Here is a 24,331-nt window from a genome sequence, read left to right as displayed (position 1 = left end):
CGCTTTCGTGCTCGCTGTAGGATGAGGCGCATCCCGGGCGCGGGGGCTGTCGCGCTCGCTCGCCACGCTGGCCATCTCGGCGTCACGGCATGGAGACGGCGCCGCCGCGCTTGCGCGAGGGACGGAGCGGTTATTTAGTTGCGTCTGTTTATTTAAGGATTGTCGTTGCCGCGCTCACCGCCTTCGTGGGGTGAGCCGGCGCGCTCCCAGGCGGCGTAGTCGCCGCTCGTGAGCAGCGGATCCTCGGGCAGGGCGTCGGGCTCGGCCGTGTCGAGCGCCGGGTCGAACGCCGGGTCGAGCAGCCGGGTGAGGTCGAAGCGGAGGAAGCGGCCGGCGAGGTGGGGGCCTTCGCTGACCCAGAGGACGCGCGCCGTGGCGTCCATGACGACCGCGTGGGTGGCGATGAGCGCGTCGATCGCGCGCCGGTCGCCGAGCGGCAGCGGCGCGCCGCCGCGCCCGCGCCGGTCGCGCAGGACGTCGATCGCCGCCTCGATCGTCGCGCCCTCGGGCAGCGCCGCGAGCCGCTCGTCGAGGCGGTCGCGCCGCGGGCGGGTCGAGGTCTCGGCCTGGACGCGGAGGTTGCGCGGATCGCCGGCGAGCGGCCCCTCGAAGTGGTTGGTGAGCGGGACCTTGCCGCGGCCCCGGCGCGCGTGCAGCGGCGCGCCGGGCGCCCGCTCGGCGATCGCCGTCTCGCCGCCCGCGTCGACAAGCATCACGAGGTGGGAGACCATCGGCGCGCGCGTCTCGAGGATCGCGAGCGCCTCGTCGACCCCCCGCGCGCGGCCGAGCACCTCGCGCATCGTGTGGACGACCGGCTCGCCTGCGGCGCGCGGCTCGCCGGCCCGCCCGCCGTGGACGACGAGCGCGAGGCCCGCGGCGTTCATCCCCGTCACCGCGCCGATCAGGCCGGGCCAGGACACCGAGGCGTACGGGATCTTCCCCTGCTCGTGGACAAGGAACACCGCCTTGCCCTCGTCGAAGACGGGCCCGGCCTCGAAGTCGAAGTTGCGGGCGAGCACCGCGTGCCCGTCCGCCGACGCCGTCCCGGTGAGCGCGAAGCTCGTGCAGCCGATGAGCGGCGAGTACTCGAACGAGAGCGCGATGTCGTAGAGCGACTGGAGGAAGACGAAGCGGTGGTACGTGGGGAGGACGCCGTCGAACGGGTCGGGCGAGAAGGCGCGGGCCTGCGCGGCGATCTCGCGCCGCACGCCGTCGGTCATGCCCTCGTCGACGCCGCGGAACTCGAGGCGGGACAGGTCCATGACGAGCCACCGGAGCGGGGCGACGGGCACGTAGTGGTGGAACTGCTCGTAGAGGGTCCGCTCGTTCTGGACCATCTCCGGGTAGAAGAGCCGCCCGTGCTGGTGCCCGATCTCCTCCGGCGATCCGGAGAGGCGCGCCTCGAGGATCCGCCCGCGGCGGCGCACGTAGGCCGGGCCGAGCACGCGCAGCCCTCCCGGCCCCGCCTCGGGCTCGCCGGCGGCCGCGTGGATCGGGGGCGGCTCGATCCGCGTCGAGGCGGCGATGCCGAGGTGCGCGAGGACCGGCGCGGCGAGGAGCGCGGCGGCCGCGAGGAGCTTGCGGCGGTGGCGTGCGAGGCGCGACGGCCGCAAATCAGGGAGGCGCCGTCGCCGGCTGCCGCGGGTGGGGGTCGAGCTCCGTGGCGAGCGCGCTCGCCGCGGCCGGGCGGAGCGGGTCCGGGGACAGCTCCGGCGCGGCCGGCACGTGGCGGAGCCCGCGCGTGAGCGCGAGCGTCGCCAGCACCCGGCGGATGATCCGCGCCGGATCGCGCACGCTGTCGAAGTGGGTGAGCCGCTCGCCCTCGGGCGGGTAGATGACCCGGATCGGCACCTCGACCAGGCGGACGCCTGCGGCCACCGCGCGCAGGAGGATCTCCGCCTCGAAGGCGTACCCCTCGTCGCGGGCGCCGAGCGACAGCGTCCTCCGGAGCGGGTAGCGGCGCAGGCCGCACTGGGTGTCCGCGAAGGGGCGGCCGGCGAAGAGGGAGAGGAAGAAGTTCGAGATCCGGTTCGAGATCTGGTTCGCGCGCGGCGCGCCTGCGCCCACGAGATCCCGGATGCCGAGCACCAGCGCCTCCGGGTCGGCGTCGGCCTCGATGAGGCGCCGCGCCTCCTCCGGCGGGTGCTGTCCGTCTGCGTCGATCGTGACCGCGACGTCGAAGCCCGCGGCGAGGGTGAACTCCATCCCGGTGCGCAGGGCGGCGCCCTTGCCCTGGTTCTCCGGGTGGCTCAGCACCGTGGCGCCGGCCGCGCGCGCCCGCTCGGCCGTCCTGTCGCTCGACCCATCGTCCACCACGATGACGGTGCCGGCCAGGCCGTGGACCCGGAGCGCCTCTCGTGTGACGTCCCCCACGTTGCGCTCGGCCTGGTAGGCGGGAATGATGGCGCAGATCCGCATGAGACAGAGCGCGATTACCATGGTGTGCCCTGGATGAACAGCGGCAGGCGCCCGGAGTGCCGTCCTGGCCTGTTCCTGCTCCGTTGCCGTCCTGCGTTCCGTCGCGTCTGGATGAGCGAGGTCGTCTCGCTGCTGGGCGACTGGATGAGCTTCGTCGCTGTGAGCCTGCTCGCGCTCGGGGGCGAGGGGGGCGGGGTCGTGGCGCTGGCGCTGGTGATGGTGGGGCATCACCTCCCGATCGCGCTGTTCGCGCCGGTGGCGGGGGTGCTCGCGGACCGGCTGGATCGGCGGTGGTTGCTCGTCGCGACGAGCGTGGTGCAGGGCGCGCTCACGGTCGGGATGCTGGGGGCCGCGGTCGCCGGCAGCGTGGTCGGGGTGCAGGTCCTCGTCTTCGTGCGCGCGTCGGTGGGCGCGCTGCGCTTGCCGGCGCAGAGCGCGGTGCTGCGCCATGTCGTCGAGGAGGACGAGCTGCTCGAGGCGAACGCGATCGCGTCGGCGACGTGGAGCGTCATGTTCGCGGTCGGGATGGCGTTCGGCGGCCTGATCGCGGGGCTCGGCCCAGCGGCGGCGCTCGCCCTGGACGCGGCGTCGTTCGGCCTGGCGGCGCTGTTCCTCCGGGGGCTCCCCCCGATGGTGGCGGAGGGGCGGCCAGCGGAGGGCGGCATGCTGGCGGCGCTCGCGTCGGTGCGCCGCGACATGGTCCACGCGTGGCGGCACGCGTGGGAGCGGCCGCCGCTGCTCGCCGCGGTGCTCGCGAAGACGCCGGTCCACATGGCGAACGGCGGGGCGCTCCTCTTGCTCAACCTGCTCGCGACGCAGCTCCCCTTCGCGGGCACGGGCGCGCTCACGCTGGGCGTCCTCCAGTGCGTGCGCGGCGCGGGCACCGGGGTCGGCCCCCTGGCCGGCGTCGCGCTGGTCCGCCGCGGCCTGCGGGGCGAGCTCGCGGCGACCGGGGCCGTCTGGGTGACGTTCGGGGCGATCGCGGTGTTCGCGGTGACCCGCCACCCGGCGGCGCTGCTGGTTGTCGTGCTCGTGTGGGACCTGGGCAGCGGGGCGAACTGGGTGCTGTCGAGCTCGGAGATCCAGCGGCTCTCGCCGGATCGTTTCGTCGGCCGGCTCTCGGCGATCGACAACCTGGCCCTCACGGTGGGCCTGTGCGGGACGTTGCTCGGCGTGGCGTTCCTGGTGGAGCGCGCCGGTATCCCCGCGGCTTCTGCCTGGCTCGGCCTCGGCGCCGGCGTCGTCACGTGGCTCGGGGCGCAGTGGATGCTGCGCCGGCGGGCCGAGGCGGTCCCGACGATCGCGGCGGTCTCGGCGCCGCCTCCCTTGCCCCCCGGGACCGAGCGCAGCTAGCTTCCCGCCCGATGATCCCGGACGTGTGGTCGCCCCTGAGCGGCCTCTCCGTGCGCCGCTGCGAGGACGAGGGCCTCATCAATGGCACCTGGCTGGCCGGCGACCCTCCGCGGTACGTGGTCCAGCGGGTGAGCCCGATCTTCGCCCCGGAGGTCCACGACGACATCGAGGCGGTGACGGCTCACCTGGCCGCCCGCGGCCTCGCGACGCCGCGGTTGCTGCGCGCCGGCGATGGCGCGCTCTGCGCGCGCGATGCGGAGGGGGCGGTGTGGCGGGTGATGGACTTCGTCCCTGGCCGGACGCACCACCGGGTCGGCTCTCCTGTGCTGGCGCGCGCCGCGGGGGAGCTCGCGGCCCGGTTCCACCGGGCGGTGGACGATCTCGAGCACGTGTACCGCCACGTCCGCGTGGGCGCGCACGACACGGCGCTCCACATGGAGCGGCTGGACGGCGCGGCCACGGGGGGCGAGGGGCGGCGGCTGGCGGACGCCATCCTCGATGCGTTTCGCACGTGGCAGGGGCGGCTCGACCTGCCGGCCAGGCACTGCCACGGCGACCTCAAGATCTCGAACCTGCGCTTCTCCGAGGCGGGGGAGGGGATCTGCCTGCTCGATCTCGACACGCTGGCGCTGCAGTCGATCGACGTGGAGCTCGGCGACGCGTGGCGGTCGTGGTGCAACCCGGTCGGGGAGGACTCGACCGAGACGCGCTTCGATCTCGAGGTCTTCGCCGCCGCCGTCGCTGGCTACCGCGAGGCGAGGCCGTTCGGCGCGGAGGAGCAGGAGGCGCTCGTGGACGCGGCGGAGCGGATCGCCCTGGAGCTAGCGGCGAGGTTCTGCCGGGATGCGTTCGAGGACCGGTACTTCGGCTGGGACCCGTCGCGCTTCCCGACGCGGGTCGCGCACAACCTGTACCGGGCGGCGGGTCAGCTCTCGCTGGCGCGCTCGGCGCGGCGCCAGCGCGGGGAGCTCGCGCGGCTGCTCGCGGGGGCATGAGCGTACCCGTCCGCAGTTGACGACCACGATCACGTTCACGTTCACGACCGCCACCCGCCGAGCAGGCCGCGGGAATGTCGTGTCGTGCCCATGACGCCAAGAAGGGAGTGCTTGAACTTCCGGCCCCCCGGTCCAGGCCAGCTGCACTGCTGAAGCGCTGCTCCGGAGGCAGCAACGTTGCGCCGCGGCGCTGGCGAGCGCGCGGCTTTCGCCGCTGGTACGTCCTGTGCTTTGCGCCATCCGCTGCCGCGCATCCGCGCTGCCGGCGCGCTCGGCTGCTGGCCCTGTGCTCGCAGAGAAGCAGCGTCGGCGGCCCGGGCGTGCCGCGCGCGCGACGCTGGCCTGAGGCCAGGAGAGGTGCCATCGCCATGTCAGAACGCAAACTCTTCTACCCGGAACGCTTCAAGACCGCTTCGCGGTACTACACGACTGGCCGCCCTTCCTATCCGAAGCTCCTCAGCCGCCGGGTGGCCCAGCTGGTCGGGCTCGATCGGGGCGCCAGCGTGCTCGATCTCGGGACGGGCCCGGGGTTCCTCGCGATCGACTTCGCGCCGCTCGCCGGGCCGGTGACCGCGGTGGATCCGTCGCCCGAAATGCTCTCTGCGGCCAAGGAGAACGCCGCCCGAGCGGACGTGTCGATCCGGTTCGTTCACGGCAGCTCGTATGAGCTCGGGCCGCACCTCGGCCGATTCAAGCTCGTCACCATCGGTCGCGCTTTCCACTGGATGGATCGCGTCGAGACCATCAAGTCGCTGGACGCGTTGCTCGACCGAGGCGGCGCAGTGGCGCTGTTCGGAGAGACCTACCCCGAGGTCCCGGCGAACGCGTGGCACAAGGAGTTCCAGGCGCTCATCGACCAGTACTCGACCGATGACCCAGCGCGCCCGCAGATCCGCGAGTCCGCGAAGAACGAAGCCGTTCTCCTCGACTCGGCCTTCAGCCATCTCGAGCGCATCTCCGTCCTCGAGCCGCGGGAGACGCCCGTGGAGCGCTTCGTCGACCGCGCCCTGTCGTTCGCGGCCACATGGCACGGCCGGCCCGGGTCGCGCGAGGAAGACCTGGCCGTCGACGTCCGCAAAGCCATCGCGAAGTACGCGGGCGCGGATGGCAACGTTCGCGAGGTCCTGGAGGGGCACGCGCTGATCGCCCGCCGCCCGCGCGACGTGCTGGCCGGCTGACCCGGCGGAGCCGCTTGTCCCTGGTCCTGGCGGCGGCCCCCGGCATACCGCCGCGAGCAATACACGACGTGCGGCTCGTGCTCGCCCACCTGCGCCCCTGGGCGCTCGTCAGAGATCCGCCACGGCGTAGGTCATCACTGGCTGCACTCGGCCTTTGACCGTGATCTCGCTGATGGGACGTGTGTTGAAGACGTCCTTCACGAGGAGGTGTGTGTCCTCGCTGAGGAGCACGCTCACGCCGAGCTCCTTGGTCGCGCTCTCCAGGCGCGAGGCGAGGTTCACGGCGTCGCCGATGACTGTGTACTCCATCCGCGCTTCACTGCCGATGTTGCCCGCGACGACCTCGCCGGTGTGGATCCCGACTCCGGTCTTCAGCGCCGGGATTCCCCGCCTGGCGAGTCGCTCGTTGAAGCGCTCGAGCGCGGCGCGCATGCGGATGGCCGCGCGCACGGCGCGCACGGCGTCGTTCGGCCTGGGGACGGGCGCGCCGAACACCGCCATGATCGCGTCGCCGATGTACTTGTCGACGACCCCGCCCTCGTCGAGGATGATGGCCACCATCTCGGTGAAATACTCGTTGAGGAGCCCCACGAGCTCATGGGCGTTCATCCTCTCGCTGATGGTCGTGAAGCTCCGGATATCGCAGAAGAGGATCGAGACGGTGAGCGTCTCGCCGCCGAGCTGCACCTTGCCGGCGAGCAGGTGCTCGAGCACGGACTCGGTCATGTACTTGCCGAAGGTGCTGCGGAGCTTGTCGCGCTCCTTGAGGCCGTCAACCATCGAGTTGAAGCCGGTCGCCAGATCCTCCAGCTCGTCGCCGGTCTTCACCGCCTCCACATGGACGTACTGCTGTTGCTCGAGATGCTTGAGGGCGACGTTCACGCGGGAGAGCGCGCGCGACATCGTGCTTGCGAGGCGCGCGCCGAGGATCAGCGAGAAGAGCGCAGCGAGGGTGAGCACGCCGGCCGCGAACATCAGGTTCTGACGCACGATGTTCCGGACATCGCTCACGTCGAGCGCCATGACGATCGAAAAATCGCCGGCCTTGCCCCGGAGCGATCGGGGCGCGAAGCGGGAGAGGGCCCACAGCGAGCTCGCGTGCTCGACGATCGTGGGGTGGGTCTCGTCGCCGATGACGGCGCCCTGGAGCAGCTCGGTCGGGAAGCGCGCCGTGCCCGTGATCCTCTTGCCCGACGGATCGACGAGCGCGATCTCCACGCCGAGCCTCGTCGCCGCTTCGTCGAAGTAGGTGTGATCGATGGGGATGCAGGCGAGCAGCGATCCGGCGTCGCTCCTCGCATGCTGGGCGATCATGTACGCAGGCGGCGAGCTTGGCTGTCCATCGCACCCATGGAGGAGCACGTCGCGCAGGTCGTCCATCTCGGCGAGGCCCGAGAGGCCCTCGGTGAGCCCGGGGACCTCCTCCGTGCTCGGCGGCGGCGCATCGAGCCCCCTCGCCGCGACCCGATCGCCGAGCTCATCAAAGGCGACCATGGAGACGTTGGGGTGAGCGGCGATGACGGCCTCGAGCGCCGTCCCCACGGCCGTCTCGTTCCGCACCCGGAGCCCCTCGACCAGCTCGCGCGTACGAGACGCCTGGCGTGAGCTCGCCGAGATGGCGCGCTGCTGCTGCCTGAGCTCCAGCCGGAAGTTGCGGATCGCCTGCGGGACGCGCTCGCTGATCTGCGCGATGAGCTGCCGGTGCATCACCCAGGACAACACGGGGAGGGCCGCGAGGGTCGCGAGCGAAGAGAGCGCGACGAGGACGGTGAGCTTGGCGCGAACGGTGCTGAGGCGGAACATGAAGACCTTCATCAGAGCAAAGTCCGCTCCCGGTGGACAGCGCTTCGGTCGGGTAACAGCGCTTCGTCCGGGTAGGTGATCATTGGCACGTGGGGAGACCGCCGCACGATCGTTGTCGTCGACGACAAGGCCGACAACCGCGCCGTGTTGTGCCCCCCGGTGCGCGTCAGTACATCTGTGAATGCTCTGAGCGAGCGGAGATCGCCAATGTAGCCGGAGCACGGCAACGCGATGGGCAGCCAGTGCGCGTCGCCTTCGCCGAACGCGCGGAGCGTCGCGCAGAGATCGCGCTCGCGCAGCAGTCGATCGACGTGGAGCTCGGCAACGCGTGGCGGTCGTCGTGCAACCCGGTCGGGGAGGACGCGACCAAGGCATCTGGAGGTATTCGCCGCCGCGGTGGCGGGCTACCGTGAGGCGCGGCCGCTCGGCGCGGAGGAGCGGGAGGCGCTCGTGGATGCGGCGGAGCGGATCGCCCTGGAGCTCGCGGCGAGGTTCTGCCGGGACGCCTTCGAGGACCGGTACTTCGGCTGGGACCCGGCGCGCTTCCCGACGCGGATCGCGCACGACCTGCACCGGGTGGCGGGGCAGCTCTCGCTGGCGCGCTCGGCACGGCGGCAGCGCGGGGAGATCGCGCGGCTGCTCGCGGGCGGGTGATTAGCGTCGCTATTCGGGAGCGGCGCTGTGTCGGGCGGGTATGCCGGGATATGGGCGTGGCTGGGGTCGATCGGTAGATGGCCTGCAGGCCCCGGGTGGGGCTCTGCCGGGGCGCGCTGGTACCGGACCGGCGCAAGCGGGTGGTGGCCTAATTTGAACATGAAGGCGGGAAGGCGGGAAGAAAAGCTCAATGATCTTCCCGCCTTCCCGCCTTCATGTGAATCACTCCGGGGCAAATTAGGCCACCACCCACAAGCGACGCGCGGTAAGCCGGGCGTCGCGTGGGACATGAAATGACCTGCGCGAAGCGTGGCGGCGCTATGGGATGCAGACGATGCGGAGCACACTCACGGCGGCGTCCGGGACGTTCGCGACGGCGAGGTCGGGCTTGCCGTCGCCGTTCAGGTCCGCAGCCGCAACCGAGAAAGGCTCATCGCCCGTGGGATAGTCGAGCTTGGGTGCGAAGGTGCCGTTGCCGTCGTTGAGCAGCACGCTCACGCTGTCGCTGAGCTGGTTCGCGACGGCGAGGTCGGGCTTGCCGTCGCCGTTCACGTCCGCGGCCGCAAGCGAGAGAGGGGAATCACCCGTTGGGTAGTCGCGCTTGGCGTAGAAGCTGCCGTCGCCGTCGTTGAACAGCACGCTCACGCTGGCGCTGGCGTAGTTCGCGACGGCAAGGTCGGGCTTGCCGTCGCCGTTCAGGTCCGCGGCCGCAACCGAGGAAGGGGAATCACCCGTTGGGTAGTCGCGCTTGGGGGCGAAGGCGCCGCCGCCGTTGTTGAGCAGCACGCTCACGCTGGCGCTGCGGTAGTTCGCGACGGCGAGGTCGGGCTTGCCGTCACCGTTCAGGTCCGCGGCCGCAACCGAGTAAGGGTGATCACCCGTTGGGTAGTCGCGCTTGGGGTCGAAGTCGCCGCCGCCGTCGTTGAGCAGCACGCTCACGCTGTCGCTGGCGCGGTTCGCGACGGCGAGGTCGGGCTTGCCGTCGCCGTTCAGGTCCGCGGCCGCAACCGAGTAAGGGGAATCACCCGTTGGGTAGTCGCGCTTGGGGTCGAAGTCGCCGTCGCCGTTGTTGAGCAGCACGCTCACGCTGGCGCTGGCGAAGTTCGCGACGGCGAGGTCGGGCTTGCCGTCGCCGTTCAGGTTCGCGGCCGCAACCGAGACAGGGGACTCACCCGTTGGGTAGTCGCGCTTGGGGGCGAAGGCGCCGCCGCCGTCGTTGAGCAGCACGCTCACGCTGGCGCTGGCGAAGTTCGCGACGGCGAGGTCGGGCTTGCCGTCGCCGTTCAGGTTCGCGGCCGCAACCGAGACAGGGGACTCACCCGTTGGGTAGTCGCGCTTGGGGGCGAAGGCGCCGCCGCCGTCGTTGAGCAGCACGCTCACGCTGGCGCTGCCGTAGTTCGCGACGGCGAGGTCGGGCTTGCCGTCGCCGTTCAGGTCCGCGGCCGCAACCGAGGAAGGGGAACCACCCGTTGGGTAGTCGCGCTTGGGGTCGAAGGTGCCGTCGCCGTTGTTGAGCAGCACGCTCACGCTGTCGCTGGCGCGGTTCGCGACGGCGAGGTCGGGCTTGCCGTCACCGTTCAGGTCCGCAGCCGCAACCGAGAAAGGGGAATCACCCGTTGGGTAGTCGCGCTTGGGGGCGAAGGCGCCGTCGCCGTGGTTGAGCAGCACGCTCACGCTGGCGCCGGTGCGGTTCGCGACGGCGAGGTCGGGCTTGCCGTCGCCGTTCAGGTCCGCGGCCGCAAGCGAGGAAGGGGAATCACCCGTTGGGTAGTCGCGCTTGGGGTCGAAGTCGCCGTCGCCGACGTTGAGCAGCACGCTCACGCTGGCGCTGGCGAAGTTCGCGACGGCGAGGTCGGGCTTGCCGTCGCCGTTCAGGTCCGCGGCCGCAAGCGAGAGAGGGGAATCACCCGTTGGGTAGTCGCGCTTGGGGGCGAAGGCGCCGCCGCCGTCGTTGAGCAGCACGCTCACGCTGGCGCTGCCGTAGTTCGCGACGGCGAGGTCGGGCTTGCCGTCGCCGTTCAGGTCCGCGGCCGCAACCGAGGAAGGGTGATCACCCGTTGGGTAGTCGCGCTTGGGGGCGAAGGTGCCGTCGCCGTTGTTGAGCAGCACGCTCACGCTGGCGCTGGCGAAGTTCGCGACGGCGAGGTCGGGCTTGCCGTCGCCGTTCAGGTCCGCGGCCGCAACCGAGACAGGGTAATCATCCGTTGGGTAGTCGCGCTTGGGGGCGAAGGCGCCGCCGCCGTCGTTGAGCAGCACGCTCACGCTGTCGCCGTCGGCGTTCGCGACGGCGAGGTCGAACTTGCCGTCGCCGTTCAGGTCCGCGGCCGCAATCGAGATGGGATTTTCACCCACAGCAAAGAACGGCGCGTCGGCAAACCCAAGCTTCTCACAGATGCAATTCCCATTACCACAGCGCTCTCCCAACCTACAGACTACGGGGTCGCTGACGTGGCACGCAGCGGTGGTTGGATCACAACCGACACAGGGATCGCAGACAGGACCGTTATGCTTCCAGCTCCCGCTCGCGTCGCAATACTGCGGAATGTTTCCTGAGCACTGCAAGTCCCCCGGCGTACAGGTCTGCACGCAGTCGCCGCCCGAGCAATGGAATCCGGAGTCCGCGTTGCATGTCTTCCCCGCCTCCCATTGCCCTTCGTCGCTGCACGTCTCGGGCGTCAGCCCCATGCACCGCTTCCCCGGCGCGCAATCGCCCACGCACTCGCCGTCCTTGCACGTCTGGTTCACGCAGGCGCCCCCTGGCGCGTCCTGCCAGCTCCCCGACGCGTCGCAGCGCTGTGGCTGCTGGCCATCGCAATGCTTGTCCCCGGGCCCGCAGACTCCCTCACACAGGCCCTCGACGCAGGTCTGGCGGTTCGCCGAGCACCCTTTCTCGCTCGATGTGCAGGTGCACCTCCCGTACTGGCATCCCTCTTCGCACGCCGGCTGCGTCTCCCACATGCCGCTGGCATTGCACCTCAAGGGCGTCTTGCCATCGCACTTCAAGTCATTGGTGGAGCACGCGATCTCGAGATCGTCGATCCCCAGCACACCATCGCAGCTCAGTGCACAAACACTCCAGATGACGAGCACCACCAGCGCCGCCAAAACCTCCGCGATCCTGCTCTTCACCGCGCCCATCAGAAGCTCCCCCCCACTGAAAGTCCGAGAGGTCCGAGGCCCACCTTCCACGCCGTCGCTGCCGTTCGCACCCGCCGCTCCTCTCCTTTGGGGCGGACCGCGACCAGCACGACCGTCCCCGTGACGACGCCGGCTCCTCCTACGATCAGCCCGGCGAGCGCGGTGACCCCGAGCGCATGCGCTCGCTCCTTCTGCCCGTCCCTCTCGGGCGGACAGAGGTTGTCCGGGCACGCCTCTTTCAGGTCGGCGCTCGTGTTCAACGCCAGCACGCCGCTCACCGCGAACACCCCGAGCCCCAGCATGCCCGCCCCGTACGCGGCCGTCGCCCCCACACCTCTCGCCGTCCCGAACGCCGTCCAGAACCCCGGATCCTGCGGCACCCTGTCCAGCGCCACCGTCAACTCCCGCTGCTTGCGCCGCTCGAGCGTCACGTCTTGCCTTGCCCTGATATACCCCTTCGCCCGGACCTCGAGCGTGTGCCCTCCCAGCGGGAGGCGCCCCTCCCACGGCGTCTGCCCCACCTCTTTGCCGTCGATCCGCAGCCGCGCTCCCCTGGGCGCTGACTCGACCTTCAACGACGCGTCCTGGTCTTCCGCTCCGAGCACCACCTCGGCCAAGTCGTACAGCCGCACGTTCACGGTCTCCACCCCCGACTCCATCCTCGCGCCTTGTCGCGCCGCCTCCCGCTTCTCTCCAGGCTTTGCTCCGGGGACATCGCACGAGAGCAGCGCCTCGACTTCCAGGAACCCGCGCAGCCTCACCGTGTGCTCTCCGGGATCCAGGAGCCCCTCCCACGGCGTCACGGTGCCCGTCGCCTTCCCGTCGATCTCGATCTCCAGTGGCCAGTTGTGCCTCTCGCTCACCCGGAGCCGCCCCTTCCGCGAGTTCGCCACGAGCTCGGCCACGTTCTCTCTTCCCCCCTGGACCTCCACCGTCATCGCGATCGGCGCGAACCCCTCCTTCTCCACACGGACCGCCCGGCGGCCCACGCTCACCCGGAGCGGCTTGTCCAGAGGCAGCTTGCCCCGGAACCGATCGTCGATGAGCAGCGACGCCCCGGCTGGCGCGTCTCCGGTCAACACCAGCGTCCCCACCAGGCCCGCGAGCTCCGCCATGTCCGCAGCCACCGTCGCTTCCGTCCTCGGGGGAAGTTTCGGGTATTCGCGGCGCATCGCTTCGTATTGCTCCAGCGCGTCGTCGTACTGGCCGAGCTGCTTGAGGCACGAGGCTGCGTAGCCCATTGCATTGCGGGTCCTCTTGTGCCCGAGCGACCTGCGGAAGTCGTCGAGCGCCTCGCGGTACTCCTGCCGGTCGAAGTGCGCCACGCCCCTGTCGAAGTGGGCGCGGGCGGCGGCCTCGTCGCCGGACACGTCGACCTGAGCCGTATCCTTCGGGGGCTCCGCCCTCGCCGTCTCGCCGAGGAGCCCCAGCGCGAGGACCCAGCCAGCGAGGGCGGTTGAAGGAAAGCGACGAATGATCATTGCATTCTCCCGGAATTGGCCCAGTAGACGAGGCGGATCGAGGCCCGTCAAGCAAGCCGCGAATTCGCAGAAGCTCCGGTGCGGTTGGTTCTTCTGACACGCAACGCAACCCTCTGGCCGGCGTCGCCGCTCGGGTACACGCAGCGCCGTGGCCTCGCGCGCTCGCGCTCGCGCCGCGCGGCGACGATCTTGACACCACCACGGCCGCCCCGGGTACGATGCCGCTCGATTGTCCTGCACACCTGCATTTGAGTAAACCCATGTGGCTCGAGATCGAGGTCGACGCGGGCGGGCAGGGCGTGCGCATGACCGCCCGCGGGAGCCGCGGAGAGCGCCCCCCGGCGCACACGCTTTCACCCGAGCTGGGCATCGATGCGCTGCAAAACTTCGCCGGCAAGGTCGGGCGGGCGGTCCGCAACGGCCGGGCGCTCGATCCCGCCGTCGTGCAGGACGCCCAGGCGCTCCACGACGAATTGCTCAAGGGCGATCTCCGCGACGTGCTGGTGAGGCTCCGCGAGGCATCGAAAGACAGCCCGCTCCTCCTGCGGCTCTTCCTGCGCGACCGCGCGCTCCTGGGGATCCCCTGGGAGGCCCTTTGCCGGCCGGGCACGATGGAAGGGTTCCTCGGGACGGATCCGAAGATCCTCCTGGCGCGCGGCGTGACATCGCCGGACCCATGGGAGCCGCGCGAGGTCCTGGGCGCCGTCCGCGTGCTGGCGATCGCGCCGGGCAGGGACGAGCGGAGCCTCGTGGTGCTGAAAGAGGCCCTCTCGCAATCCATCGAGGCGGGTGAGGTGGAGTGGCTGGATCCGATCGCCGGCCCGACCATCAGCGCTCAGGCCCTCTTCGACCGGCTGCGGCGCGGAAAGACCCCTCACGTGCTGCACTGGCTCGGTCATGGCGGGGTCGATCTCTCGGGCAAGCCCGTCCTGCGCGTGGCCGACGACGAGGACGGCGAGGAGGTGTGGATCACCGCGGAGGCCCTGGGGCGCGAGCTCTCCGCGAGCTTCTGCGAGGAGCTGCGCCTCGTGATCCTCGAAGCGTGCGAGGGCGCGAAGGCCGGCGCGCTCGGCAGTGCCGCCGAGATCCTGGCCAGCGCAGGCGCCGACGCGGTGGTCGCCCACCTCTGGCCGGTGAAGGCGGACGTGGCGCGCCTCTGCTCGTCCGAGATCTACCGCTCCCTCACCGGCGCGGAGCGAGGCCTCGGCGATATCGGCGCGAGCGTCGCGGCGGCGCGCAGGACGCTGCTCGCGCAGAGCGCCGAGGCGTTCTCTCCCATCCTCTTCTTGCGAGGCACGGGCTCGGCCATCTTCGACTTCGGCGAACGGCGCGTCTCCCGGCAGCGAGCGCAGCGGAGCCCGAGGGGCCTCTCGCCCGCGCTGCAAAGCCTGCTCGAGAGGCCGTTCACGATGGTGCTCGGCGATTTCGAGGAGGACCGCGCCGCGCTGAAGGCCGAGCTCCTCTCCTTCATGACGGAGGGCGGCGACACGGCGACTGCAGCCCTCCCGCTGAGCGCGCTCACGCAGCGGTGCGCGCTCAGGTTCGGACAGGAGAGCTTGCACATGCTCTTCCAGCAAGCGCTCATGGGCTCCCTCGAGGAGCCGGTCCCGCCGCTCGCCGGGGCGCTCGCGCGCCTCGTTGCTCCCGGCGTCCACATCACGCTCCTCTGGCGTCCGCACATGGAGCGCGCCATCGCCGAGGCGCACCCGCAGAGGAACGTGTTCGCCATCCAGCCTTCGCTGCTGGGCGCGAGCGGCAAGCCGCTCGTCGTGAAGCGCGCCGCCGGGGCCGCCGCGTGGAAGATGGAGCCCGTTCTTCCCAGGCGGTTCGAGCTGGATGGCGATATCGTGATCCTGCGCCTCTACGGGGGATATTCGGCTGGGCCCCGCCCCATCTTCTCCCACCCCGTGCTCACCGAGGACGATCACATCCACGGTCTCCTCGGGGCAATCGGGCTCGATCCGCCGGTGTGGATGGAGGAGCTGCTCTCGCGGCCGCGCGTTCAGCCAGGCCTGTTCGTCGGGCTCTCGGCGCTGGACTTCCGCCACCGCATGTTGATGCGCTGGCTCTACGATCAACGGCAGGCGCCGAGCGACAGCCTGGCGATCTTGACGCCGGACGCCGACCCCAGCGAGCCCGAGATCTGGGAAGGCGGCTGCGGGCTCCCGGGCGGTGGGCGCATCGCCTCGGTCATCGAGGATTCAGCGCTCGTACCGCAGCTCGAGGCGTTCACCCCCGACGAGGGGCCATGAGCGGGAGCACGCCGCCGGAAGGCGAGGCGGCGGACGGAGCGTCCAGCAGCCGATCCCCGCCCTCCGCCGGCGCGCAGTCGGCCATGGAGACAACGGAGCGCACGGGCGTTTTCCCCTCGCCCAACCCGTTCCCCGGCCCGCAGCCGTACCGCGCCGCCGATCGGGGTCGGTTCCACGGTCGCGAAGATCTCTCGTACCGCCTCGAGGCGAGCGTCCTCGCCAACCGCTGTGTGACCGTCTACGGGCCGTCCGGAGCGGGCAAGTCGTCGCTCATGCAGGCGTCGGTGATCCCTGCGCTCGTCGACGCGCAGCGGCTCCGCGTCGTGCGCATCGACGCCTGGCCCGAGGACAAGGAGCCCACGCGATGGCTCGCGGATGCGGTCTACTCTGCTCTTTCGTTCGGCGCGCGGCCGGCCGAACTGTCGGCCGAGGAGGCCCTGCTATCGGCCGCGCAGCGCGCAGCGCGCAAGTCGCCCCGGATCGTGCTCCTGTACCTCGACCAGATCGAGCAGCTCCTTTACCCGAGCCGGAGCACGGCCGAGGTGGAGGCGTTCTTCGCCGCATTGAATCGCCTCGTGGACATGCCGCTCCGCGGCCTGCGCGTGGTGCTCTTGCTCCGCGAGGATTATCTGGGTCGCTTCCGCGACCGGCTGCGCGAGCACCGCCGGCTGTTGAGCCACGGTTTCCGGGTCGGCCCGCTCACCGTGGCCGAGCTCTCCGAGGCGGTCTGCGAGGCTGCGGCCGGCGGACGGCCGCCGCAGACCTGGGAGCTCGCGCCGATGCGTGCGCTCATGCTCCAGGTGCGCATGCCCGGCCAGGCCGAGTCGGACGACGCCGAGGCGCAGGCTGCCTATGCGCAGATCGTCTGCCGGGCGCTCTTTCAGCAGCGGGCGCAGGGCGGCGGCGCGGCGGAGCGGGAGGCCGTCGAGGCCGAGCCGATCCTGCGCCGCTACCTGGAGGCGACGCTCGACGACCTCGGCGCGCTCAGCGCGTCGGCGCGGCGCCTCCTGGAAGATCACCTCGTCACAGCGGACGGCAGTCGCACGCTGCGCACCGAGAAGGAGCTGCTCCGGCTCTTGCCGGCCGCGGAGCTCGGTCCGATCCTCAAGGTGCTCGAGGGCGCCGCCATCCTGCACGCCGAGGAGCACCAGGGCAGCCGCTATTTCGAGATAGGCCACGACTGGCTGGCGCGCAGGGTCTCCGAGGCGCGGCAGCAGCGCGAGCTCGAGGAAGCGCAGCGCCGCCGCGAGGAAGAGCAGGAGCGGGAGCTCGCGCGCGAGCGCAGCGAGGCGGCCAGGCGGCTCGCGAAGGCGCGGAGGCAGCGGCGCTTCTTCGCGGCGCTGGCCCTCGCGGCGGTCGTGGTGGCGGCGGGCGCCGTGCTGCTGGGCCTCTATGCCTTTCGCCAGCGGGCGGCCGCCCAGACCGCGGCGAAGGATGCCAGGGCGGCCGAGGCGAACGCCAAGGACAAGGAGATCGAAGCCTCCGACGCGCGCCTGCTCGCGGGCTTCCGCGAGCTCAAGAACAGCGGCCAGATCGCGTGGGGCATCAAGCTCTTGCCGGAGGTGCAGCGGCCCGAGACCGCGCGCGGCTGGCTCGCGCTGGCCAGCGACGCGCTCGGCGAGAATGCGCTCTTCGTCACGCTCCGCGGCCACGGAGAGCCGCTCCGCGCGGCCGTATGGAGCCATGATGGCCAGCGGGTCCTGTCCGCCTCCGACGACAGGACGGCGAGGCTCTGGAGCGCCGGCGGAACGGGCGATCCCGTCGTTTTCTCGGGGCACGAGGGGCGGATCAATGCGATTGCCTTCAGCCCCGATGACAAGCTCGTGCTCACCGCCTCGGAGGACGGGACAGCGCGCCTGTGGGGCGAAAGCGGCGGCCAGATCACCGTGCTCGACGCCGGGGACAAGCCTGCGCAACGCGCCGCGTGGAGCCACGATGGAGCCCGTATCGTGACCGCCTCGGCCGACAACATTGCTCGGGTCTACACGGTCGCCGGCCCCGCCGGCAGGTACGACAACGCTCGCATCTACGCGGTCGCCGGCGGCTACGGCACGGTCGAGCTGAGAGGCCACACGGGGGCGCTGACCGCCGCTTCGTTCTTCGATGACGGAGCGCGCGTGCTCACCGCGTCCGAGGACGGGACAGCGCGTGTCTGGGCGGCCGACGGCACCGGGAAGCCGGTGATCTTGAAAGGGCCGGACGCCAAGATCCTCTTTGCCGCGCCGAGCCCAGATGGAACGCGCGTCCTGACCGCGTGGAGCGACGGCATTGCGCGGATCTTCGATGCTTCTGGCAAGGGCAGACCGGTCGAGCTCGAGGGCCATCAAGGCAGCGTCCTCTTCGCTGCGTGGAGCGCTGACGGCGCGCGCGTCGCCACCGCGTCGGCCGACAAGACAGCCCGGATCTGGAGAGCCGATGGCACCGGACAGCCGGTCGTCCTCGCGGGGCACAGCCGCGCCGTCACCTTCGTGGCCTTCCGGCCGGACGGCAGGTACGTCGCCACAGCCTCTCTCGATCAGACTGCGCGCCTCTGGCCGTCGGAGGGAGGCAAGGACCTCGTTCTGGCCGGGCACGACGCCCCGGTGTTGTCGGCCGCGTGGAGCCCGGATGGAACACGTGTGCTCACCGCCGCGGCGCCGCAGGTTGGGGTGCCTTCGCGGGACAGCACGGTCCGGATCTGGCACCCCGCGCTGCTAGAATCCTTGCCGCGCGAGCGTCGCGCGTTCTACCACGCCGCGTCCATCGGCCCCGGCGCCGAGCTCGTCGCCTCCGCTCACGACGACCGCACTGTGCGTGTGTGGCGCGCGGACGGCGCCGGCGTGAACGTCGTGCTCGCGCTGCAGCATGCTTGGATCGCGGGTGCGGCCTTGAGCCCCGACGGTGCGCGCGTCGCCGCGGCATGCTTCGACGGGGCGACACGCATCGTCCGTGTGGACGGCAAGGGAGATGCCGTGTCGATCCAGGGCCACGCGGCCGCCGTGCGCGCCGCCGCGTGGAGCCCGGATGGCACGCGCCTCGTTACCGTATCGGACGATCGGACGGCGCGCGTCGTCTCCGCGGACGGCACGGGGGAGGTTCGGGTGCTGTCCGGGCACACCGACGGCCTCACCTCGGCCGCGTGGAGCCCGGACGCACAGCGCATCGTCACCACGTCCATGGATCACACGGCGCGCGTCTGGCTGGCCTCGGGGGCCCAGGAGCCGGTGGTGTTCAGAGGCCACGGAGGCGCCGTGTACGGCGCGGCGTGGAGCCCTGACGGGGCGCACATCGTCACCGGCTCCGAGGATGGCACCGTCCGGGTCTGGGACGCGACGAGCGGCGCGGTCGTCGCGTCCTTCGATCGTGGCGTCGCTGTCCTGAAGGCCATCTGGAGCTCCGATGGTGGCTGGGTCGCCTTCTCATTGCGGCAGGGCGGCGTCCTCCTGTGGAGCCGCGACGGGTGGGACCGCCCCGGGACGAGCGAGCCTGTCGTGCTCGACACGCAGGTGGCGATCCTCTCCATGGCCTTCATTGACGGCGGAAAGCGGCTCTTCACCGTCGCGGCCGACAACTCCACCCGCACATTCACCATCGACATCGCCGAGCTCCGGCGAGGCCTCCTTTCGAGCAATGCGGATTGCCTTCCCGCGAGCTTGCGGATGCTCCATCTCGGCGAGGCACCGGACAGAGCGTCGGAGCGTCATGCGGCGTGCGAGCGGGAGCATTCGAGGACGCCGTTCTTCGGGGAGGGGCAGGGACCATGAGCATTGGGACCAGGAGGCGAGCTGATTGCGGCGGGGCGTTCGTCGTGGGGACGTTCGTGATGGCCGCAGCGATGTGCGTTGTCGCTTGTGAACGGTTGCCCTCCGGGGCTGGCGGCGGCGCGCCGGCGGCGTCGAGCGCGGCGAAGGGGGCGGCGCCCAGGGCAGCGGCTCGCCCTGGGATGGCCGTCCTCGGGCCGGACGAGCGCCGGGTGCCACTCCTCGTGGTGCCGGGCGACGCCTTGGTGGAAGTGGACGGCCAGCCGGCGTATCGCCGGGACGGGGCGATCGATCTCACCGGCAAGGTCGGCGACGTGCGCCGCGTGCGCGTGTGGAAGGGGGTGAAGGCGGCGCCGGAGAAGGAGGTGACGATCCAGGAGACCCGGCCCTCCCCGCCGCTCGTGGATCTGAACGAGGCTCCGCCGGCGAGACCTGCAGCGAAGGCGCCGAAGAAACCGGCGCGCTTCGGCGGCTTCGACGACGGATGATGTCACGGGTGTCATGACGGCAGGATGATCGGGAGGAGGGCGGAGCTCGTGCGTCCAATTCATTCGAGAACGCTGGTTGGCTGGGTCCTCGCGCTGGGGCTGCTCGACTTCGGTGCGCGGGCGGCGCCGCCTGCGCAGCCGGGCAAAGATTCGCAGGCGGAGGTCTATGAGGATGAGGCCGAGGCTCGGGCCCAATTCCAGGCGGGCGTCGCCCACTTCGACAAGCGGGAGTATCGCGAGGCGCTGGAGGTGTTTCGCAGGTCGCTCTGGCTCAAGAAGAACCGGAACACCATGGGTTATATCGCCTCGTGCCTCAAGCAGCTCGGCCAGTACGACGACGCGCTGGACCAGTACGAGGAGATGCGCCGCGAGTTCCCCCGGCTGCCTGCCAAGATAGAGGCGACGGTGGCAGCCGAGATGGCGGAGCTCTCGGGCCTGATGGGGACGCTGGCGGTGACGGGAGACGCGCCAGCCGGGGCGTTGCTGTTCGTCGACGATCGCCTGCGCGGCAAGCTCCCTGTGGAGAAGCCGCTGCGGGTGAGCGTGGGGAGCCGGGCGGTCCGCGTGGAGAAAGAAGGGTTTGCGCCGCTCTCGATGACCGTGGAGGTCAAGGCCGGAAAGGAGAGCGTGGCGGAGCTGGTGGCGACGTCGAGGAAGGGGCGGCTCGTGGTGAGCGAGAAGCACAACTGGGTGCTTCACGTGGAACTGGACGGCAAGGAGGTCGGGGTGACGCCCTGGCAAGGGCTGGTGGACGTCGGCGAGCACAAGGTACGGTTGCACGGATTCATGGGGGTGGAGGCGCTGGCCGCGTGCGAGGCGCCTGGGGCGGTGGCGGAGGAGGGGGCGAAGGTGGCCTCCACCGTCGAGGCGGCGCCGGTGAGGCTGTATGAGGAAACCCGAGTGGTGCTGGGGGCGGAGGAGAGAGACGCGTCGCTGCGGGTCGAGTCGACGCCGGTCGGGGCGACGGTGAGCATCGATGCGCGGGTGGTCGGCAAAGCGCCATGGGAAGGGCGGCTCCCGCTGGGGGAGCATGTGATCGAGGTGAGCGCAGGCGGGTACTTCTCCGCGAAGCAAACGGTGCGGCTCGAGCGGCGTAAACAGCGGGAGCTATCGGTGTCGCTGGAGCGGCAGCCGGACCTCGTGGCCGAGGCGCCTGCGGCGACGAATTGGAAAATCCCGGTGGGGTTGGCCTACGGCGTGGGGGTGGTGGGGCTCGGGGTGTTCGTCGTAACCGGAGGGCTGGCGCTCGACAAGGTCAATGAGCTCCATGTCCGTTGTCCGAACAAGCTGTGCCCGTCCACTGAGGCAGGGAACCAGCGCGCCGCCGCGGCTCTAGGAACGGCGGCCACCGTTGGCCTAGTGGTGGTGGGGCTAGGGACGGCGACGGGGACAGCCCTAGTGCTGCTCATGGGGCCGGAAAGCGGTGAAAGACGCGCCGGCCTGAGCGTTAGCGCGGGCGTGGGGCTCGGGGGCTTCGAGGTGAGAGGAAGGTTCTGATGGGCCAGCCGAAAAGAGGTAGGATCTCGAGCGGCGTCCGGATAGTAGGGGCGGTCCTCGTCAGCCTTGTCCTGTGGGCCTGTAACGATGTGCTGGGGATTGGCGATTTCAAACCTGCCGTGTGTGACTCCGAAGCCGCGCGGTGCAACGGTAATTGGATCCAGAGCTGCCTCTTGGGACAATGGCAGGACGTGAAGCCGTGTGTTGATCGGAAGTGCGTCGCCGGCGAGTGCACGGGGGATTGTACTCCAGGGAGTAAGCGGTGCAAGGGATTCACACCCCAGGACTGTGGCGAGGACGGGGAATGGCAAAGCACGCGTGAACCGTGTGATTCGAATGCCGGGTTTCATTGCTCGGGCGGCGACTGCGTGCAGACCTGTACGCCGGGGGACTTGCAGTGCTCGGGGAACAGCCCGCAGATCTGCAATGAGAAAGGTATCTGGAAGAAAAACGGCCCCATATGCGATCCCTGTGTCGGTTGCGATCCAACCACCGCTGCATGCAAGATCAGCAACCCCCTGGTCTGTGGAGTAGGAGAATATTGCAATAATGGTGCATGCATCTGTAGGAAGCCCGGGTTTGCTGGCGTGCAGTTCTCCCTTGATGGTCGCCCTCCCAGCTCAGTGGTGTCCGCGGACCTGAACGGCGACGGCAGGACCGACCTCGCCGTCGCGAACTCCGACAGCGCCAGCGTGAGCGTGCTGCTCAACAACGGAGACGGTACGTTCGCCTCCAAGCTCGACTATCCGGTGGATGGCGGACCGAACTCGGTTGCGGTCGCGGACCTGGACGGCGACGGCAAGCCCGACCTCGCCGTCGCGAACTCCGACAGCGACAGCGTGAGCGTGCTGCGCAACAAAGGCAACGGCACGTTCGCCCCCAAGCTCGACTACCCCATGGGCACCAGGCCCTACTCGGTGGCGGCCGCGGACCTGAACGGCGACGGCAAGCCCGACCTCGCCGTCGCAAGCTACCTGAGCGACAGCGTGAGGGCGCGTCGTAACAGCGGCGACGGCACGTTCCCCAACGACCAGCTCGACTACCCCACGGGCGCTGGGCCCTACTCGGTGGCGGCCGCGGACCTGAACGGCGACGGCCAGCCCGACCTCGCTGTCGCGAACTCCGACAGCGCCAGCGTGAGCGTGGTGCTCTACAACAACGACGGCACGTTCGCCCCCAAGCTCGACTACCCCACGGGCGCTAGGCCCTACTCGGTGGCAGCCGCGGACCTGAACGGCGACGGCAAGCCCGACCTCGCCGTCGCGAACTCCGACAGCGCCAGCGTGAGCGTGCTGCTCAACAACGGCGGCGGCACGTTCGCCTCCAGGCTCGACTACCCCACGGGCGCTAGGCCCTACTCGGTGGCAGTCGCGGACCTGAGCGGCGACGGCAAGCCCGACCTCGCCGTCGCGAACTCCGACAGCGCTAGCGTGAGCGTGCTGCTCAACAACGGCGACGGCACGTTCGCCTTCAACCTCCAGTATCCAACGGGCGATGCACCCAGGTCGGTTGCGGCCGCGGATCTGAACGGCGACGGCCAGCCCGACCTCGCCGTCGCGAACCGTGTCAGCAACAGCGTGAGCGTGTTACTCAATATCTGCATCCCATAGCGCCGCAACGCCTCGGGCACGCCGCTGGCTCCGCGCGACGCCAGGCTCGCGCCGCGCGTTGATTGTCCCGGCCCGGCACCAGCGCCGCCCGCACAGCTCCACGCAGTTCCTGCACGGCCGGCGGCCGCTCTATCCCAACCTGAGGTGCAGGAAAGCCAACGGTTTGGGAACGTTCAGCGCGGACAGAGCTCGACGTCATCCATACGCCGGTTGCCGCCGTCGCCACCTCGGACACGGCCTCAATCCGGTCGTGAGATACTGGATTCCTGCTGATCTTGCTCCCTGCCGACAGCCGGTGGTGGGCATGTCGGACATGGGCCGGTGCCTTCGTCGAGCAAGCGGCGGGGATATCGGGAGATGGGCGGGCGTCTGCTGGGCGACACCCCCGGGCATGTCGCACATCAGCGGGCGCCTGCTGGGTGGTGCCCCCCGGCCTATCGGACATCGGCGAGCGCCTGCTGGGCGACGCCCCCTGGCATGTCGGACATAGGCGGGTGCCTACCCGAGCAGGCGCCGGGCATATCGCGACATCCCCGGCGCCCTGCAGCTCAGGCCCCCGTCATGTCGCCGCCCGCCTCGCCGGCTACAGCTCCGGCTCGGCGCTCACCACCGGCGCTGCCGGCGCCACCTCACCGGGCATCGTCGGCGGGCTGCTCGGCGTGGGCGGCGCCTGCTCGGGCGCCGCGCGCCCGCGCCCGACCCGCTCGCGATCGCCGTTGAGCTTGTCGACATACGCAAACAGCCGCGCCTCGTGGTCGGCGGGCAGCTTGCTGCCCTCTTCCTGGATCTCGTCCCGCAGCGCCTCCCTGAACCGCCCCAGCAGCCCGACCGCGGCGCCGCGGAGCGGCCCGGTGGCCGCTGCGTTCTCGCCCGTCGCGAGGAGCGTCGCGCGCCTGCGCAGGAGCTTGTCGATCTCGTCCCCGGCGGCGACGAACGCCTTGACCCACTCGTGCAGGCTGCCCCCACCGGGCGCGGCGACGGACTTCAGCTCGGCCTTGAGCCGGGTCAGCTCGGGCCGGTTGTCGAGCGCCGCTGAGGCCTCATCAGCATAAGGGGCGCGCAGCACGTCGAGCTTCGGGACGAACGCCTGCTGCCCGGCGGCGGCTGCCGCCTTGAGCTCCGGCGGCAGCGAGGGGTGCGCCTCGATGGCCTTGGAGAGGAAGAAGATGGCCGCCCCGAGGCCGTCGTGCCGGACGTCGGCCTCGGAGAGCTCCCGGGCGAGCGGCGTCTGGGTGCCAGCGGCCTCGGGGATCGCCTCGATCTCCTTCTGCTTCGCCCGGAGCCGCGGCTCGTACAGCCTGCCCGTGGCCGAGAGCCGAAGCTCTTCGGCCCTCTCGTCGAGCAGGTCGCGCAGCGCGAGCTTCAGGTCCCCTATCGTGAGATTGCGCAAGGTCACCTCCGTGAATGGCGTGATCGGCCGTCCCCACGCCGCACGGGCGGTCGAGAGGGCGAGCCAAGGATTGTTGCTTGAGCGTTACAGGATAACGAACTTCTCGACATCCGGTAGTCCGAATTCGATGGCTCGGCTGCGGAGCGCCCGCGGATGCGCTGAATTCGTGCTGAGAATCGGCCGGAACTGGCGCTTTTCGCGGCGAGACCGCCCCGTCTGTCATCGCTTGTAATTGCTATTTACGATGTCGTTTGCTCCCTTCGCGGTCGCGGAGGAAACCGATGACGTCCGGTTGGATGAGACGGGTATGGCGGCGGTGCGCGGGTTGCGTTCT

The 24,331-nt window shown here is 70.5% G+C and carries 15 protein-coding genes; 9 read left to right on the top strand and 6 right to left on the bottom strand.

All coding sequences use genetic code 11. The features are described 5' to 3' along the window. Window positions 1–152: 152 nt before the first annotated feature. Together WME79_RS38235 and WME79_RS38230 are read right to left on the bottom strand one after the other, a co-directional pair. Window positions 153–1,613 (bottom strand): C45 family autoproteolytic acyltransferase/hydolase, encoded by a 1,461-nt coding sequence (locus WME79_RS38235; protein ID WP_437525318.1) that lies wholly within the window; start codon window positions 1,611–1,613, stop codon window positions 153–155. Between the two features lies 1 nt (window position 1,614). Next, a complete protein-coding gene (locus WME79_RS38230; protein ID WP_437525316.1) occupies window positions 1,615–2,439 on the bottom strand; it encodes a glycosyltransferase family 2 protein in 825 nt (274 codons plus the stop codon). A gap of 12 nt (window positions 2,440–2,451) precedes the next feature. On the opposite strand from WME79_RS38230, the gene WME79_RS38225 reads away from it, so the two are divergent. The 3 genes from WME79_RS38225 (at window position 2,452) to WME79_RS38215 (ending at window position 5,944) form a co-directional block, all read left to right on the top strand. After that, complete coding sequence (locus WME79_RS38225; protein WP_437525314.1) at window positions 2,452–3,771, top strand: MFS transporter; 1,320 nt, start codon at window positions 2,452–2,454, stop codon at window positions 3,769–3,771. A gap of 23 nt (window positions 3,772–3,794) precedes the next feature. Continuing rightward, entirely contained in the window at window positions 3,795–4,766 is a 972-nt protein-coding gene (locus WME79_RS38220) for a phosphotransferase enzyme family protein (protein WP_437525312.1), read from the top strand. Window positions 4,767–5,134: 368 nt separating this feature from the next. Further along, entirely contained in the window at window positions 5,135–5,944 is an 810-nt protein-coding gene (locus WME79_RS38215) for a class I SAM-dependent methyltransferase (RefSeq protein ID WP_437525310.1), read from the top strand. 108 nt (window positions 5,945–6,052) lie between these two features. Here WME79_RS38215 and WME79_RS38210 read toward each other — a convergent pair whose 3' ends face one another. Then, window positions 6,053–7,747 carry an adenylate/guanylate cyclase domain-containing protein gene (locus WME79_RS38210; protein ID WP_437525308.1) on the bottom strand — a complete coding sequence of 565 codons (1,695 nt, stop codon included), beginning with the start codon at window positions 7,745–7,747 and terminating at the stop codon, window positions 6,053–6,055. A gap of 396 nt (window positions 7,748–8,143) precedes the next feature. Here WME79_RS38210 and WME79_RS38205 point away from each other — a divergent pair, with 396 nt between their 5' ends. Continuing rightward, window positions 8,144–8,401: a hypothetical protein gene (locus WME79_RS38205; RefSeq protein WP_437525306.1), complete on the top strand. Its 258-nt coding sequence runs from the start codon at window positions 8,144–8,146 to the stop codon at window positions 8,399–8,401. A 318-nt stretch (window positions 8,402–8,719) separates the two neighbouring features. Here the strand turns inward: WME79_RS38205 and WME79_RS38200 are convergent, their stop codons facing one another. Then, on the bottom strand, window positions 8,720–11,086 hold the full coding sequence (locus tag WME79_RS38200) for an FG-GAP repeat domain-containing protein (RefSeq protein ID WP_437525304.1): 2,367 nt from the start codon (window positions 11,084–11,086) through the stop codon (window positions 8,720–8,722). A gap of 452 nt (window positions 11,087–11,538) precedes the next feature. After that, window positions 11,539–13,020 carry a PEGA domain-containing protein gene (locus WME79_RS38195; RefSeq protein WP_437525302.1) on the bottom strand — a complete coding sequence of 494 codons (1,482 nt, stop codon included), beginning with the start codon at window positions 13,018–13,020 and terminating at the stop codon, window positions 11,539–11,541. Window positions 13,021–13,280: 260 nt separating this feature from the next. On the opposite strand from WME79_RS38195, the gene WME79_RS38190 reads away from it, so the two are divergent. From WME79_RS38190 to WME79_RS38170, 5 genes are all read left to right on the top strand, one after another. Further along, window positions 13,281–15,272: a CHAT domain-containing protein gene (locus WME79_RS38190; RefSeq protein WP_437525300.1), complete on the top strand. Its 1,992-nt coding sequence runs from the start codon at window positions 13,281–13,283 to the stop codon at window positions 15,270–15,272. Beyond that, on the top strand, window positions 15,269–19,015 hold the full coding sequence (locus tag WME79_RS38185; RefSeq protein ID WP_437525298.1) for an nSTAND1 domain-containing NTPase: 3,747 nt from the start codon (window positions 15,269–15,271) through the stop codon (window positions 19,013–19,015). Before WME79_RS38190 ends, WME79_RS38185 begins: the two co-directional genes overlap by 4 nt. Continuing rightward, the gene (locus tag WME79_RS38180) at window positions 19,012–19,500 is read left to right on the top strand and encodes a hypothetical protein (protein ID WP_437525296.1); all 489 of its coding nucleotides are present in this window, start codon (window positions 19,012–19,014) and stop codon (window positions 19,498–19,500) included. Before WME79_RS38185 ends, WME79_RS38180 begins: the two co-directional genes overlap by 4 nt. A gap of 249 nt (window positions 19,501–19,749) precedes the next feature. Further along, complete coding sequence (locus WME79_RS38175) at window positions 19,750–20,997, top strand: PEGA domain-containing protein (protein ID WP_437525294.1); 1,248 nt, start codon at window positions 19,750–19,752, stop codon at window positions 20,995–20,997. Next, a complete protein-coding gene (locus WME79_RS38170) occupies window positions 20,997–22,607 on the top strand; it encodes an FG-GAP repeat domain-containing protein (RefSeq protein ID WP_437525292.1) in 1,611 nt (536 codons plus the stop codon). Before WME79_RS38175 ends, WME79_RS38170 begins: the two co-directional genes overlap by 1 nt. 583 nt (window positions 22,608–23,190) lie before the next feature. Here WME79_RS38170 and WME79_RS38165 read toward each other — a convergent pair. Then, a complete protein-coding gene (locus tag WME79_RS38165) occupies window positions 23,191–24,003 on the bottom strand; it encodes a hypothetical protein (protein ID WP_437525289.1) in 813 nt (270 codons plus the stop codon). Window positions 24,004–24,331 lie beyond the last annotated feature (328 nt).

It is taken from the genome of Sorangium sp. So ce726 (assembly GCF_051521405.1).
Lineage (GTDB): Bacteria > Myxococcota_A > Polyangia > Polyangiales > Polyangiaceae > Sorangium.
The sequence above is the reverse complement of the archived record's forward strand: the minus strand, read 5'-3'. Positions and strand labels throughout refer to the sequence as shown.